At 73.0% G+C, this 14,887-nt stretch carries 6 protein-coding genes and 12 pseudogenes; 4 read left to right on the forward strand and 14 right to left on the reverse strand.

Annotation, left to right across the window (positions count from 1 at the left end):
* From FF86_RS54055 to FF86_RS54070, 3 pseudogenes are all read left to right on the forward strand, one after another.
* Positions 1 to 127, forward strand: a pseudogene (locus FF86_RS54055) (HNH nuclease); the annotation flags it as partial.
* 7 nt (positions 128 to 134) lie between these two features.
* A pseudogene (locus tag FF86_RS54060) lies at positions 135 to 197 on the forward strand (hypothetical protein); the annotation flags it as partial.
* A gap of 36 nt (positions 198 to 233) precedes the next feature.
* Positions 234 to 347 (forward strand): annotated as a pseudogene (locus FF86_RS54070) (HNH endonuclease signature motif containing protein); the annotation flags it as partial.
* 278 nt (positions 348 to 625) lie between these two features.
* Here the strand turns inward: FF86_RS54070 and FF86_RS21050 are convergent.
* The 7 genes and pseudogenes from FF86_RS21050 to FF86_RS54090 form a co-directional block, all read right to left on the reverse strand.
* Complete coding sequence (locus FF86_RS21050) at positions 626 to 1,702, reverse strand: hypothetical protein (protein WP_044886587.1); 1,077 nt, start codon at positions 1,700 to 1,702, stop codon at positions 626 to 628.
* Positions 1,703 to 1,767: 65 nt separating this feature from the next.
* The coding region (locus FF86_RS67305) for a hypothetical protein (RefSeq protein ID WP_396229977.1) at positions 1,768 to 2,096 on the reverse strand (329 nt) is incomplete at its 5' end.
* Positions 2,097 to 2,458: 362 nt separating this feature from the next.
* Positions 2,459 to 3,334 (reverse strand): hypothetical protein, encoded by an 876-nt coding sequence (locus FF86_RS21060; protein WP_044886586.1) that lies wholly within the window; start codon positions 3,332 to 3,334, stop codon positions 2,459 to 2,461.
* A pseudogene (locus FF86_RS54075) lies at positions 3,331 to 3,419 on the reverse strand (OmpA family protein); the annotation flags it as partial. The pseudogene FF86_RS54075 and the gene FF86_RS21060, both read right to left, overlap by 4 nt.
* A 1-nt stretch (position 3,420) precedes the next feature.
* Positions 3,421 to 3,888, reverse strand: a pseudogene (locus FF86_RS64270) (OmpA family protein); the annotation flags it as partial.
* A gap of 684 nt (positions 3,889 to 4,572) precedes the next feature.
* Positions 4,573 to 4,889: pseudogene (locus FF86_RS54085) on the reverse strand (class I SAM-dependent methyltransferase); the annotation flags it as partial.
* A 1-nt stretch (position 4,890) separates the two neighbouring features.
* A pseudogene (locus FF86_RS54090) lies at positions 4,891 to 5,344 on the reverse strand (class I SAM-dependent methyltransferase); the annotation flags it as partial.
* Between the two features lie 422 nt (positions 5,345 to 5,766).
* Here FF86_RS54090 and FF86_RS21075 point away from each other — a divergent pair.
* Complete coding sequence (locus FF86_RS21075; RefSeq protein ID WP_242419225.1) at positions 5,767 to 6,744, forward strand: helix-turn-helix domain-containing protein; 978 nt, start codon at positions 5,767 to 5,769, stop codon at positions 6,742 to 6,744.
* 18 nt (positions 6,745 to 6,762) lie between these two features.
* Here the strand turns inward: FF86_RS21075 and FF86_RS54095 are convergent.
* From FF86_RS54095 to FF86_RS54120, 7 genes and pseudogenes are all read right to left on the reverse strand, one after another.
* Positions 6,763 to 7,374 (reverse strand): annotated as a pseudogene (locus tag FF86_RS54095) (serine/threonine protein kinase); the annotation flags it as partial.
* A 1-nt stretch (position 7,375) separates the two neighbouring features.
* Positions 7,376 to 8,383, reverse strand: a pseudogene (locus FF86_RS54100) (protein kinase); the annotation flags it as partial.
* Between the two features lies 1 nt (position 8,384).
* A pseudogene (locus FF86_RS54105) lies at positions 8,385 to 8,796 on the reverse strand (protein kinase); the annotation flags it as partial.
* Positions 8,797 to 9,004: 208 nt separating this feature from the next.
* Positions 9,005 to 10,488 (reverse strand): serine/threonine-protein kinase (locus FF86_RS21085; RefSeq protein WP_242419215.1); only part of this gene is annotated, 1,484 nt, incomplete at its 5' end.
* 1 nt (position 10,489) lies between these two features.
* Positions 10,490 to 10,597 (reverse strand): annotated as a pseudogene (locus FF86_RS62925) (hypothetical protein); the annotation flags it as partial.
* Between the two features lie 104 nt (positions 10,598 to 10,701).
* Positions 10,702 to 11,865: a TAXI family TRAP transporter solute-binding subunit gene (locus FF86_RS21090; RefSeq protein WP_044886603.1), complete on the reverse strand. Its 1,164-nt coding sequence runs from the start codon at positions 11,863 to 11,865 to the stop codon at positions 10,702 to 10,704.
* A gap of 2,538 nt (positions 11,866 to 14,403) precedes the next feature.
* Positions 14,404 to 14,787 (reverse strand): annotated as a pseudogene (locus FF86_RS54120) (hypothetical protein); the annotation flags it as partial.
* Positions 14,788 to 14,887 lie beyond the last annotated feature (100 nt).

A 14,887-nucleotide genomic window follows, 5' to 3' on the forward strand; every position in this document is an offset into this window, starting at 1 on the left:
CCCGCGCGCTGAGCGCCGCGGCCGTCCCCGCCAGCGGCGGCGTACGCCCACACCTGACCGTCACCATCGACGGGAACACCCTGCTCGCCAGCGGTACCAACCCCGCCCTGACCAGCTGGGGGCTTCCNCTCCCNCACAGCACCCTCACCCGACTGTCCTGCGACGCCGAAATCAGCCGCATCATCCTCGACCCCGCCNGCGTCCCCCTCGACATCGGACGATCAACCCGCGTNGTCCCCCCACACCTACGCCGCGCCCTCGCCGCCCGCGACCGAGGCTGCACCTTCCCCGGCTGCGACCGCCCACCCTCCTGGTGCGAAGCACACCACGTCATCCACTGGACACACNNCGGGNTCACCGCCCTNCACAACCTCGTCCTGCTCTGCGGCCACCACCACCGCCAGGTCCACCACGACGGCTGGACCATCCTCTTCACCGACNNCGGACACCCCGCCTACATCCCACCCTGGCGCATCGACCCGGCGCAACGCCCACGCCGCAACCCCTACACCCACCCACCCGACCTTCTCGCCAGCGTCACCTGACCGGCGGTCCGGCCGCCCAGGCGGTTGGTCGAAGGCTCGGAAGGCCACCCGGTCACCGTGATCCTGGGAGGTGAGGCCGGCTAGGACCGGCGGGCCATCTTGATGGTCTTCTCCAGCTGGTCGCGATCCACCTCGGCGACCCGCCCGTTCGTCGGCACGGTCGGGATGTGGCCGCCGCCGAGCACCAGGTCGGTGGTGTGGCGCAGGCCCATGTCCTTCTGCTCGACGTCGAGGATGGCCTCCTCGACCCGGTAGAGCTTCTCGATCTGCGACACCTTCGCCTCGACCTGGGCGGCGACGATGCGTAGTCGGCGCTCGGCCTTGGCCAGGCGCCGCTCCAGCCGCCGGTCGACGATGTTCGGCATCGGCTCGTCGCGTTCCGTCGGGTCGTGCAGGTACAGCTCGACCGCCACGGCGACCAGCGGGATCAGCGCCTGGAACAGGATCACCGCGCCGCCGGTGCTCGTGCCGGCCGTGCCCTGCGTGCGCACGAGCACCCCGGCGATCGACAGCAGCAGGAAGATCGCCGTAGTCAGGCTCAGCGCCAGCGGGGACGACTTCGACTCGACGAGCTGCTCGCGGATGTCCAGATCGATCTTGAAGCGGCCGGCGTCGGCATCGGCGAGCATCTGCTTCTGGGCGCGGGCGAGGATGGACGCCTTGATCCCGTGCGCGAGCGCCACCCCGGCGATGAAGACGGCGACGCCGAGCAGGCCGCCGAGCCACCATTCCGGGCCGTAGCCGCCGACGTCGGCGAGCACCGCGTAGGACTGTGCGAACACGTAGAAGTCCAGCGCCGCGAGCAACGTCAGGACGACCGTGCGGGCCGGCCCCGCCAACGCCATCTGCGGGATGCGCTCCTGCACCCCGACGCTGCGCCACAACCGGCCCTGCTCGACCTTGTTCTTGATCAGCTCGGTTCGCCGCTCGCGGCGCTCGGCCCGAGAGTCAATCTCCATCCGGAGCTCGGCGATCAGCTCCTCAAGGGTCCGGCCGTCGGCCCGGACGGCGGCCCGGACCTCCTGGACCTCCGCGTCCTCCAGGCTCTTGAGGACCTTGGGGCGGGTCTCCGCACCCGCCAGCGCGATGTCGGCGTCTCCCACCCGGCGGATGAGCTGCTTGGCCAGACGCCCTGGCTGGTTTCCCCTGCGCAGCACCGTTTCAGGCTCCTACTTTTCCGATGTCGGTCCCGATGGGCGGTTTAGTCAATGGGGATGAGCGGTCAGTCAATGGGGCGAGCGAAGGTGCCGCCGACGAAGCAGAGCATGGCGCAGACGATGCCGAGCACCGAGGCGACCATGGCCTCGCGCGCCCCCTGCTGTTCGTCACCGGAGAAGACCATGGTCAGCACGAGGGTGCCGACGCCGACCACGGCGCCGACGGCGCCGAGCATGAAGCGGCGGGCGATCGTCTCCCGCGGCGGCAGGGTGGACAGCGCGTCGATCGGGGCGATCCGGCCGGCCCGAGCACGGTTGCCCACCCGGCGCCGGATGTCGCGCAGCCGGAAGGTGTTGCCGGTGATGAAGAAGCTGAGCGCCGTCACGATCATTGNTCCGGTGACGGAGACCTTCGCGAACGGGGACGACAGAGTCAGCCAGACCCAGATCTCCAGCACCGCGAGCATGACCAGGCAACCGGTGATCACAACCGTCGAGCGCATCAGCGCCGGGCTGAAGTGCTGGTCCTCGGGCTCGTGCAGAACGCCCATCGGTCGTCTCCTCGGCTTGAGTTCCACCGGCGCCGTCGTGGCCAGCAGCGGTTCGGATGGATCGGCGTGGTGTGTGCCGCGGTGGTTGNGGACGGGGTGCTCCGGGAGCTCGGGGGCTGCCGCGACGGGCGCGGACGGACGAGCGGCTGGGACGGGCGGGTCGGTCGGGATGGTCGGGTCAGTCTGGATGGTCGGGATGGTGGAGCTAGCTGCAGTCACTGCTGATCCGTCGACACAGCTCGCCCTTGAGGTAACGGGCGAGATCCTGCTGCGGCCGATCCGCCGCGCCCTCGTTGACCCCGAGGAACCGGACCTTGTCGTTGCCCACCGCGGTGATCTGCTGGGTTTCGAAGCACCGTTTTACCAGCGCCTCGGCGATGGGCGCGGACGCCTTCTTGCCGTCGACGTTGAGGCAGTCGGAGTCCTGACCGGTGCCGAGCAGGTCGCTCCAGACGAGGACGGTCACATCGGTGACTTTTACGTCGGGTGTGGATCGGACGGTGTTGAGCTCGTCGTTGATGCCGGCGAGCAGACCTGTGGCGCTGCCCTTCGCGCTGACCCGCTCGGTCTGGACGACGTGGTCGATCTCCGTGCCGAGGGCCTTGGCGGCGGCGACCCGGTCCTTCTCCTCGCGCCGGTTGTTGTTCCGTTTGATCTGGAACATCCGATCGCCGTGGAAGCAGTCCGAGTACGTCATAGCCGTGCCGCCGCTGGCGACGAGCCGGATGTAGGCGCCGTTCTTCAGTGCTGTGTCGAGGTAGGGCTGGACCCGGGTCGCGACGCGCTGCGCGGTAGCGGCCGAGTTGTCGGTCACGTCGAGCAGTACCAGCAGCAGCGGTGCGCCGGCCGCGGGCGTGGACTCCTGGTACTTGGAGCAGTCGAGCGGGCCGTCCGCCTTGGACGTGCCGAGCAGGCCGCCGTCGCAGGCGGCGAGCATCGGCGTCGCCAGCATGGCCGCCGCCACCAGCCCGGCCAGCCGGCCGCGCAGACGCCGGCTTCGGCCCCGGGGCCGGGCTGCGGCTTCACCCGTCCCGGCCGCGCCCGGGGTCACCGGCGGACCGGCGGAAACGTCGCACGTCATCGAAGCACGATCTCCACTCGGCGTCGGCTCGCGTCGGCGACGCCGTCCTGCGCGCCTTGTTCGCCCCTGCCCTCGACATCCAGCANGGAGCTGGGGATGTTCTGCGTCGCCAGCCACGCCTCGACGGACTTCGCCCGTTCCAGCGACAGCTTCTGGTTGTCCTCGGTCCGCCCCAGCCCGTCGCTGTAGCCGATCACCGAGATGGGGCCGGGATGCTCCCGGATCGCCGGCAGGACCTGCTGCAACGCGGTCATCGCCTCCCCCCGCAGCTCGCTGCTGTTCGAGTCGAACAGGTAGTCGGCGCTGACCGTCGTCACCTGGCTGCCATCCGGCTGGGTGATGAACTTGCTCAGCGGCGGCAACGGGTCGGCCTCGACGGTGGGCGCGACCCGCGTCGCGTGCGGCGCAGGGGTGAACGAGACGGTGTCGCTGGCGGAGCACCCGGCCGCGAGGCCGACCAGCGCCAGCGCGAGCGCCACCCCCGTGCACGCGCGAACCCCCGGAATGCCGCGCCTGAACGTGGCATCTCCGGGTGCGGAGTGAGCGTGATACACGGTCTGCCCCCAACGGCGAATGCGGGGCTCACCATAACGGGGGCGATCGGGGTACCTCCCCGCGCCCTAGGGCGTTGTGTGCACCGTGGGACAAAGCGGCGTCGCGTTGAGCGGAGCGTTCCTCGCTCGCCGCATCCGAGCCGACCGCCGTTCGTGTTCGCCGGCTGCGGCGGTTCGCCGGTGGGAGACCTTCAGACAGCAGACGACCCCGGGGTTCTGGGCGGGCGCCCGCCCAGAACCCCGGGGTCGCCCGGGTTCGTCGCCGCTACTGCGATCGGCAGGGAGTGCCGATCAGCAGAGAGTGCCGATCAGCAGGGGATGCCGATCAGTAGCGGGTGCCGGTGGTCGTGGTGGTGGAGGCGGTCCGGCTGCGCCGGCGGCGTAGGCGGCGCAGCCCGCGGGCGGCGGAACGGTCCGCCTGATTGACGTCGTGCCGAACCTCGTGCCGCATGCGACNCAGAATCTTCATAGTGATGCCTCCCTTTCGTCGGTTTCCGGGCCGGTCTTCGTGTCATTTCCGGCCTATCCGGTGACGCCTGGGGAGGGTTTGCCCGGCATCGATGCCCTCACACCTGCCGGGTGGCGAAAACTAGCGGGCCGGCGGCCGGCTCGTGACGAAGATGGAGGTCGAGGGCACGTACNCGCCGCGCACCGGCCCCCACTGCCCCCAGGTTCGCTCCTGGNCGGCCGGCCATTCCGGCTCGATGATGTCGTGCAGGATCAGCCCGGCCGCGACGATCTCACGGACCCGGTCGCCGATCGTGCGATGCGTCTCCGTGTAAATCGCCTGGCCCTGCTCGTCGTGCTCGGTGTAGGCGCGCCGGTCGAAGTAGCTGTGGAATACCCGCAGCCCGTTTTCGTCCGGATCGTCCGGCAGGCACCACACGAACGGATGGGTCGTCGAGAACACCCAGCGCCCGCCGGGTCGCAGGACCCGGGCGACCTCCCGCATCACCGCCCCGCTGTCGGCCACGAACGGGACCGCGCCGAACGCCGAGCAGNCCACGTCGACGCTCTCGTCCGCGAACGGGAGCGCGACCGCGTCGGCCTGGACCAGCGCCACCTCGATGCCGGTGCGGGCCGCGTAGGTGCGGGCCTGGGCGAGCTGGCCGCCGGACAGGTCGAAGCCGACCACCCGGGCACCCTGGCGCCGCAGCCACCGCGCGCACTGGGCGCCGCCGCAACCGACCTCCAGGACGGTGCGGCCGGCCACGTCCCCGAGCAGCCGGAGCTCGGACTCGCGCAGCCCCTCGGGGCTCCAGCAGAAGTCGCTGTCACCGAGGAAGGCGCCGTGTTCGGCCTGGTAGTCCGCGGCCGCGTCGTCCCAGTAGATGCGGCTGGCCCGCCGGGCTGTCTCGGGATCTATGTCGAGGTATCCGTAGGCGGGTGGCTGCTCACCGCCGCCGGTGCCGTCGATCGTGCCCACGCTGTTGTTCGTGTCTGCGCTGTCGATCATGTCTGCGCTGTCGATCGTGCCGCTGGTCGCGGCGTCGTTTTCTGGACTGCCCACGGTGGTTCATGCTGGCATCCGGCCGCGCGGTGGCGCCCGCCGGGGCGGCCGCCACCGGCGTGACCCCCCGCCGCGGGGCGGCCCGCGTGCGCCCGGACGCCCCGCGGTGGCTGGCCCGACTGGCACGGTCGGGGGATGATCCCGGTCATCCCGCAACATCACTGACGATGGGGAGGTCCGCTGGTGGCGGTCGAGGTCGGAGCGGCCGAGGTCGGAACGGTCGAGGTCGGAACGATGGCGGTGGGCGGAGAGGCTGGCGGAAAGGCTGTAGGCGGGGTGGCTGTGGGTCGGGCGCGTACGGGTGGGGCGCGTACGGGTGGGGTGGCCGTGGCTGCCGGCGTCGCGGTGGTGAGGTCNGCACGGTGGCGGTGAAGCCGTCCGGGTCCGCCGTCCGGGTCGGCCGCCTGCTGAGTTTCCTCGGCGGCCACGGCGAGTCCGGTTACTCGCTCTCGGAGCTGGCCCGGGCCGTCGGCATGGACAAGAGCACCTGCCAGGCGATGCTGCTCGCCCTGGTCGAGCAGGGGTTCGTCCACCGCGACGACGGGCACCGCACGTACGCCCTGGGCCCCTCGGCGCTGGCGGTCGCCGCCGCCGACGGGGACCGGGCGCGGCTGGCGCGGCTGGCCCGTGCGGAGCTGGAGTCACTGACCGCGGACCTCGACCTCGAGACGTTCGCGACCACGACCTTCGCCGGCAACCTGCTCGTCCTGGCCCGTGTCCCCCGCTCCACCCTGTTCGGGCTGTCCATGCGGGTCGGCCAGACGCTGCCGTTACGCCCGCCGGTCGGCGCCGTGCACCTGGCCTGGGCGCCCCCTGCCGCCGTCGACGCCTGGCTCGCCGCCGCAGGCCCCACCTGCGCCCCCGCCGCGTGCACGGACACCGCCTCGGTGAACGTCGCGCCGGTGAACGTCGCGCCGGTGAACGTCGCGCCGGTGGACCCCACCCGGGCGGGGGAGCCGGCGTGCCGGCATCGGCGGGTAATCGATGTGGTGCGGGAACGGGGCTACTCGGTGACGGCGGACGACGCGTTGCGCTGGCGGCTGCGCGACGTGGTCGACCAGGTCGCGGACGCGCCGACCGACCCGGGCCCGCGCCGGGAGCGGGACGAGCTGCTGCGGACCCTCGCCGAGCGGGACTACGAGGTCCTGGACCCGGACGAGGCGAAGTCGTGGCCCGTGGGGGAGATCTGCGCGCCCGTGTTCGGCCGGGACGGTCGAGTCACCGTGGCCCTCGGCCTGGTTGCCGCCCAGACCCTGGACACGGCCCGGCGCGCGGCCATGGTCGACCGACTGCTGTTCGCGACGACCCGGCTCACGGCGCTGACCGGCGGCCGCCCGCCTGACTGACGTCGGCCTCGGTGGCGGTCAGACCTCGCGGTGACTGACCGCCGCGCCGATCACGGCCCGGTCCTCGGCGATCGTGATCGGCGTGTAGACGACCGTGCCGATCGCCTGCCGGTCGACGAGGCGTCCGCGGCGGCTTTCTCCGACCAAGCGGGCCCGGCCCTCCAGCGAGCCCACGCCGACCTCGTGGTCGGCTGGTCCGAACGGGCCGGTTCCGGCCAGTCCGGCCTGCTCGGGAGCCTCCGTCGCGTAGATCCGGACGATGGCGCCGGGCACGGTCGTCCACCCCAGCACGGTCCCGCCGAGCGTGGCGCGCGCCTCCAGGTCCAGCACTGGCCGCGGGCGGGCGACGACCCGGACCACCACTTCAGCCACCCCGGAGGGGGCCAGCGCATCCGAGCCGTCCGGCCCGGCCGCCCAGACCCGGTAGCGGTAGATCGCGCCGGGCGCGGTGTCCTCGTCGAGGAAGTAGCCGCCGGCGCCGCGGAAGCGGCGCTTCGCCCCCGACAGCGGCGAGGTCTCGGCGAACGTCCGCTCGATCATCACCTCGTCGCGTTCCGGCATGGGCCGCCAGGACAGCGCGACCGCGTCATTGGTCATGCTGGCCCGCAGCGCGGTGACCGGCGGCAGCAGNGTGCGGGTCGGCGTGCGGACCGGCGTCGAGCGCAGTCGGCCCGAGGCGCCGCCGACCATCGCGACCACCTCGTGCCAGTGCGGGACGCCTCTGGGTGCCCCGGCGTCGAACAGCTCGGTGCCGGTGGTGATGCCCAGGCTGCGTTCGCGGCGGCCGTTGGGCGCGGACGGGTCCGCCAGCACCCGTGACACCCGGTAGGACGCCCCCGGGGTGACCGACGGCGCCCAGCGCAGCAGCACCGCGCCGTCCTGCTCCACCGCGGTGAGCTCCGCCGGTGCCGCCGGGCGATCCGCCATCGCCGGCTCGGCACCGGGGGTGGCATCCGGTGGCTCGGGGAACCGCGTCGGCGGCAGGTCGGGGGGCGGCTGGTGGCTGGTGCGGCCCGCCACCCGCGTCGCCTCGTCGCAGTCGTCGAGACCGCCGCCCGGCCCGCCCGCGCTGGTGGGGTTTGCGGCGCGGAGCGAGCCGGGAGCCGCGGAGACCTCCGGCAGCGAACCGGTGAACCGGCCCGGCGCGTCGCCGTTCCCGCCGGGCGGCACGGAATACCGCAGGTGCCAGGACAGGGCGTCCCCGCCGCTCACCCCGGGCTGCGGCCAGGAGCGGGCGGCCTGCTCGAGCAGTTCCCGGGCCCGGGCCGGAGTCGGCCGCTGGGCGGGGTCCTTCGCCAGCAGGCCGTCGAGCACCGGGCCGAGGGCGCCGGCCCGCCGAGTCGGGGCGGGCGGGTGAAGCAGGATGGCGGCCAGCATCGCGCCGAAGCTGTCCCGCTCGAACGGCGGGTGCCCCTCCACGGCGTAGTACAGCGTGCCCCCGAGGCTGAACAGGTCCGCCTCGAAGGTCGCCGGCCGGTTGTCGAGCCGTTCCGGGGCCATGTAAAGGGGGGTTCCCAGCACGCCGGTGACCGTGAGCGTTGGATCGCCGTCGCCGGTGGCGATGCCGAAGTCGGTGAGCACGACCCGGCCGTCCGTCCCGATCAGCACGTTGGACGGCTTGACGTCGCGGTGGACGATGNCGTGATCGCGGGCGGCGACGAGCGCGTCGAGCATCGCGATCCCGATCCGGGCGACCTCGGCGGTGGGCAACGGGCCGTCGTCGCGCACGACCTCGAACAGGGACCGGGACGGCACGAGCTCCATCACGATCCAGGGCAGGCCGTGTTCGAGGACGACATCGAGGATCGTGACGACGTGGGGGTGGCCGCGCAGCTTGGCGGCGTGCCGCGCCTCGCGCAACGCCCGCTCGACCCGGTCCGCCCGCTCGGCGCCCGCGACGCCGCCGGCGAACTCGATCTCCTTGAGCGCCGCCTCGGTTTCCAGGACGGAATCGAAGGCGCGCCAGACTGTCCCCATCGCACCCGCACCCAGACGCGCGACGAGTCGGTATCGGCCCGCCACCACGCGGTTGCCTACCGGAACGGCAGCCACGACACCCCCTTGGCTTCGTTCATTGTCGCAGGCCAGCTTCCCAGGTGAACCGAAATATCACGACCGGCGCCGGACCGCCGCCTTGCGCCGATCGGCATGCCCATGCTGATCTGCGTCTTCATCGTGTCGCCATGGTGTTGGTCACCCGCGGCGCGGTCGCCGCCGGCGGCGACCGTCCCCAGCGCCCGTCCCGGCCGGTCGCCGCCGGTCAGGGCGCCGGGCGCAGCAGGGAGCGCCCGGCGTCGTCGGTGTCCTGCCCCGACGCCCTCGGGTCCTGCCCCGACGCCCTCGGGTCGGGCGCCGGACCCGCGGCGGCAGGGTTTGCGGCCACCCCCGGCCGGGCGCCGGTGGTGGCCGGCCGGGGCGGCAGCATGGCGAACGCGCCGGCCGCAGCCACGACCAGGGCAACCGCTACGGACAGCAGCACCCGGCCGGGCTCGTCGACATCCAGGGCTCGGGCCAGCAGCACCCCACCGCCGGACCCGGCGACGGCGGCCAGGACCGTGACCGCGGCACCGATCGCCCGGTTGCTCAGGAACAGCATCTGGGCGCAGATCGCCCCGGTAACGGTGGCCGCCGCGGGGCCGAAGACCGCGTGGCCCGCCCGGGCGGTACCCGCCGCCCAGATCCCGAACGCGCCGACGAGCCCGCCGGCGGCGAGCAGCGCGACCAGCATCCCGCTCGGCACGGCCGGCAGCCGGACCACCGTGGGCGCGGCCGGCCGGACGGGAAGATCACCGCCCGCCTGGTTGGCGGCGGGGGATCGGACGGGGGCCGGCGAGGGGGCCGGTGGTGGCAACGGGATGGGTGGCGGCGGGGTGGGTGGTGGGGTTGGCGGCGGCCCGGGTTGCGCCAACCGGGTCTCGTCGTGATCCGCGCCGCGGTCCTCGGCGCCTCGCGGGCCGGGTGTCGGGGGGCCGGGCGTCGGCGAGTCGGGCGTCCGGGGATCGGGCGTCGGCGGGTCGGGCGTCGGCGGAGTGGTCGGCGAGGGAGTGGTCGGCGTTCCGTGGTCGGCGGTCGCGGGCCGGGAGAGCCGGCGGGTGAGCAACCGGACGAGCTCGCCGGCCGGGGGGCGCTGCGCGGGATCCTTCGCCAGGCAGCGGGATACCGCGTCGAGCAACCGATCGGGGGTGCCGTCGAGATCCGGGTCGGCCGCCCCGATCCGCAGCGCGACGATCTCCTGGGTCTCGCCGCGGAACGGGCGACGCCCGGTCGCGGCGAACACCACGCAGCAGGCCCACGCGAAGATGTCCGCGGCGGGGCTCGCGGTCTGCCCGTCGAGCTGCTCGGGGGACATCCACGCGATCGTGCCGACCAGCTCGCCGGCCTGGGTGTAGCCGGTGTACTCGGCCGAGCGGGCGACACCGAAGTCGATGACCTTCGGTCCGGCCCAGGACATGACGATGTTCGCCGGTTTCAGGTCGCGGTGCACCACCCCGGCGTCGTGGATGGCCTCCAGGGCGGCAGCGAGCCCGATCGTGAGGTTGTCGAGATGCCGGTCGACGAGCGGGCCGTGCTCCAGCACGGCGGCGTGCAGCGTCGGGCCCGGCACGTACTCCGTCGCCAGCCAGGGACGCGAGCCCTCCACCTCGGCGTTGATCACCCTGGCGACGGTGCTGGCCTGGACGTGCCGCGCGGCCGTGACCTCCGAGCGGAACCGCGCGCGGAACTCCGGATCGCTGGCGTACGCCTNGTGCGGCACCTTCACCGCGACCGGCCGATCCTCGTCCGCGAACCCGAGGTAGACGACGCCCATGCCGCCGGCGCCGATGCGGTTGTGCAGGCGGTACGGCCCCATCATCCGGGGGTCGGTGTCGGTCAGTGGTCTCAGCACGGTGTGTCCTCTAGCCCCAGTCTCCNGCGGTCCCGCCTTCGGGCACCATGCTTTTGCGGGTTCCGGTCACGTCAGGTCGTCCCGCAGCTCGGTACCCGCCGGAATTCCCTAAGGTAGTATTCCGCGGCTGCCGGATGCAGCGGTATATAGCAGAAAAGTGGCCCTTCGTAAATGGACAGGGCATCCGGGATACGCCGGTGCGTGGGGTTGGTGCCCCAGAGCGCCGCCTCGTAGTCGCCCTGGTCCCGGTACAGCTCGGCGGTCGCCCGGCGGACCAGCGCCGGGTCGGTGTCGGTGCGGGCGATCAGGCCGTTGGGAATCGTGACGGTCTGGATCTGGCGGATCCCCGCGTAGTCCGTGGGGCCCAGGCTGCCGGCGCCGAACACCTCGCCGGCGTAGAAGTGCTGCCGGTTGCCGTAGAACGTGTTCCAGTCCTTCGTGATCGGGGCCCGGAACTCGGAAAGATCGAGCAGGCGCAGCCGGGCACCGGCGGCGATGGCGGTCCTGATCTGTCGGGTGCCCGCGCCGCCGGCCCAGATGACCGCGTCCACCGTGCCCCCCGACAGCCGCCGCAGTGCGTCGTCGATGGACGAGTCGTCGAGGTCGGGGTGGCAGTCGGGCAACCCGACCCGCAGCAGGACGTCGCCGATCTGGCGGACGCCCGAGCCCGGCCGGCCCGCCGCGATGGTCCGGTGGCACAGGTCGGCCAGTTGGTCGACCCGCCGGTCGTCGGGGCCGAGCGGGCGGTCCCGGACGATCACGTGCAGCAGGTCCCGGTGCACCGGCCCCAGGGTGCGCAGGCCCGCCACCGGGTGACCGCCGCGGGTCGGGTCGAACTGGTTCACCCCCTCGGTGGCGTCCACGGTGGTGTTGAGCTGGGCGATGGCCAGCCCGCAGCGGGGCGGCTCGGGGGATTCCAGGTCGTAGATGTTTTCCGTCGAACCGGCCGTCTCCACCACGTCCACGTCGAAGTGTTCCGGCGCCGCCGCCAGCCGGGCACGGAGCACCCGGGCAAACTGGTTGTACGGGGAACCGACGCTGCCGGTGAAGATCTGCACGGATCTGCATGCAGAGTGGCCGGCGGGCGGCCAGCTGTCCACCGCCGAGGAACGCGCGGATGTCGCGGCGAGGACGGCGGCGACGGCGACGGCGAGCACGACGACGCTGCCCGCGGCGCCGCGTTGGCGTCGGGTCAGCCGTTCCGGCCGATGGCCCGCCGGTTGCTCCGTCGACACCACGCGTCCTCCGCTCTGGACTGTTGGCCGCCGACAACCGTGGTCGCGGAATGCGGAAATCGTAGAGGAATCGTCGTCGCAGGTTCCCGGCCGGGCGGCGCGATTGTCCGTCCTTCGGTCAGCTTCTCGCCAAAACCTTCCGGGCGGCGATTCTTCCCGGCGGCTCGGCTTGTCCGCTGGGCGACATCGGCGCGGTCGACATCGGCGCGGTCGACATCGGCGCGGGTGGCGTCGGTGCGGGGCGCCGGTGCGGGTGGTGCCCGCGGCAGGTCACCCCGCGGGCAACCACAGGTCGACCCCGCCGACGTGCCGTGGCGGGTGGCCGACGAGGCTGCCCAGCAGCGCACGCAGCTCGGCCGGCTGGCGGGCCGGTCCCAGCACGACCGCGTCCGGGGACAGCCGCTCGTACGCATCGCGGACCTGGGGCGATCCGGAGACGGCCGCCGCCGTCGTCGTGCCGTTGTCGATGTCGATGAGGGCGGAGGTCAGGGCGTCGCCGGGGCCGTGGAACGAGGCCCGGCCGGTCGGCCCCGGCACGGTGCAGTAGCAGCCGGGCATGACGAAGCGGAAGTCCGCCTCGGCCTGCCACAGCATCGCCTGCGCCTGCTGGGGATGCGGGTAGGGGACGACGAGGGCGGTGGCGTCCGCCGGTATCTGCCGCACCCCGTCGCCGGTGAAGAACGCGGGAGTATGGGCCGGCGTGGTGAGCAACGGGGCGGGCACGAGCGTGGCCAGCGCCCCGGCGGTCACCAGGGCGGTGCCCGATCGGGCGAGCCGGACGCGCCATCCAGCCGCCCTCCCGGCCTGCCCCGCCTTCTCGGCCGGCCTCGATCCGCCGGCCTGCCCCAGCCGGCCGGCCGCCTGATGCCGACCGCGACCGGCGATGGGGCTGTACAGGTCCGGGAACGTGCCGTCCACCGGCGGGACACCCGCCGCGTCGGTGGCGCGCCGGCCCCGCTCGGCCATCTGGTCCAGGCCGACGGCCGTCAGGGCGGCCGCGCACATCATCACGTACAGCGCGAACCGTGAGGGCAGGGCGTTGTGGAGCACGGGCACCCGTTCGAGCACCAGCCAGGGCAGCGGGATCGCCGTGGCGCGGCCATCGACGTGCAGGTGATCGCCCAGCGAGAGGACCGCCATCACCAGACCGACGGGGGCGAGGACGCCGACGAGCGGGTGGCGGCGCGCGCGGACCGCCGCGGCCAGCGCCAGCAGGATCAGGGGAATCCCCAGGTAGCCGCCCACCTCGACGGCGTTGCCGGTGAAGCGCAGGCTGTGCCGCAGGGCGAGGTCCGGGGCGATCTCCTGCAGCGGCGTCGGCGTGACGAAGCTCCACAGGTCGGTCACGGCGATGCCGGACGGTTGGATCGAGCCATGGACCCGCTGCCCGCCGAAGAACTGCACGCCCAGTGGCCAGGCGAGCAGGGCGGCGGCCACCAGCGCGGCCGTCGCGAGACCGCGCAGCACGGGGCCCAGCCGCTCGCGGGCCACCGCACGGTTGCGGACGGTGAGGACCACGAGCCCGACCGCCGCCGTCAGCGCCGAGGTCGCGAGGATCTCCTCGCCGATGAGGGCCTGGGCGGCCGCCGCGAGCCCCAGCAGGATCCCCGTGCGCCGCGGGCTGCGGCCGCGGACGACCAGGTCGTCAAGCAGCAGCAGCACCAGCGGCGGGAACGGGGCGAACGCCAGGTGCAGGTGGCCGTAGGAGCTGCCGATCAGGTACGGCCCGAAACCGTAGAGCAGGCCGGCGAGGGCGGCGGGGCCGTCGCGGACCCAGCGGCGCAGCACCCAGAACAGGGCGAGGCCGCTGACCACGGGGGCGAGCGTGAGCAGCACCGTCAGCGTGGTCACGGGACCGCCGAGCAGGGTGATCGGCGCCGCGAGCAGGCCGAGCAGCAGCACCGGCGTGCTCCAGAGGATGTTCGCGCCGGCGGGGGAGTTGATGCGGTGGGTCAGGAACGGGTCGAGCCCGCTGCCGAACGCATGCGGCGTCCAACCGAGGAACCACGAGAACAGGTAGGCGTCATTGCCGCCGTAGGTGACCTCCCCGAGATGTCGCCAACTCGCGCGGAAGATCCAGACGGACAGGATCAGGTAGCCGAGCGCCACCGCGAGCGGCACCANCCGCCCCCGGTCGCGGGCGTCCGCTGTGGAGAGTTGCCGCTGCCCGGCGGGCGTGACCATCGGATACGCGCCGGCAGCCGCGGTCCGCGGGCTGCTGGTCTTCGGAGCTCCCCTTCGCGGGGTTCCGGTACTGCTGATCTCGGAGCTGGTCACGACGGTCCCCCCCTCGCGTGCCCCGCGGCCCGACGTGCTGCCCGCACTCGTCGGGATGCGTGACGTTGCCGACGATATCCGCCCCGGCTACCTCCATTAGGAGCAAAACGCACTGGATTAGGTGCGCAGTGTGACCGGCGTTGGTGGGAGTGGTCCCGCAGGAGATACCCGTTCCTGGGAGCGTCCCGACCGGCTGGCGGCACATCGGCCGCGGTGGCGCGTTATTTGGCCGGATTCATCCGGCGATTCGATCGATGCCCNTCGCCTCGGGCCCGGATGGCGTCCACTCGGCGACGAGGGCGGAAAAAGTGCGATATCTCGCGATGGCGTAGCCGGTGGACACGACGCCGTGGCGGTCGAGCACGGCGACGGGATAGCCGCGTTCCGCGCGGTAACCCCGCTCGCCGATGATGATCCGCCCGCCCAACCGGACCACGCCGACCACGCAGGGCAGCGCGGTCCAACGAGGCCGGCGCGCCGCGGCGAGGATCTCCGGGGTGCGCCAGGCGTACAGGCCGCACAGGCAGTGCTCGTCCGGCACCCGGTGCTCGTCCGGCACCCGGTCGTGCCCCGGCCAAGGTTCGCTGGCGGTGGTTGAGTCGAGCCGCTTCGTTCGCAGACAGCGCGCCTGCGTGATGCCGTCGGNCCGCCACAGCAGCATGCCCGGAGGGAACGGCGACCACGGCGTCCAGGCCGGGCGTAGCTGCCCCTGGCCGTCCACCGCCCACTGGCGCCAGCCGAGCAG

It is taken from the genome of Frankia sp. CpI1-P, from assembly GCF_001421075.1.
GTDB classification, from domain to species: Bacteria; Actinomycetota; Actinomycetes; order Frankiales; family Frankiaceae; genus Frankia; species Frankia torreyi.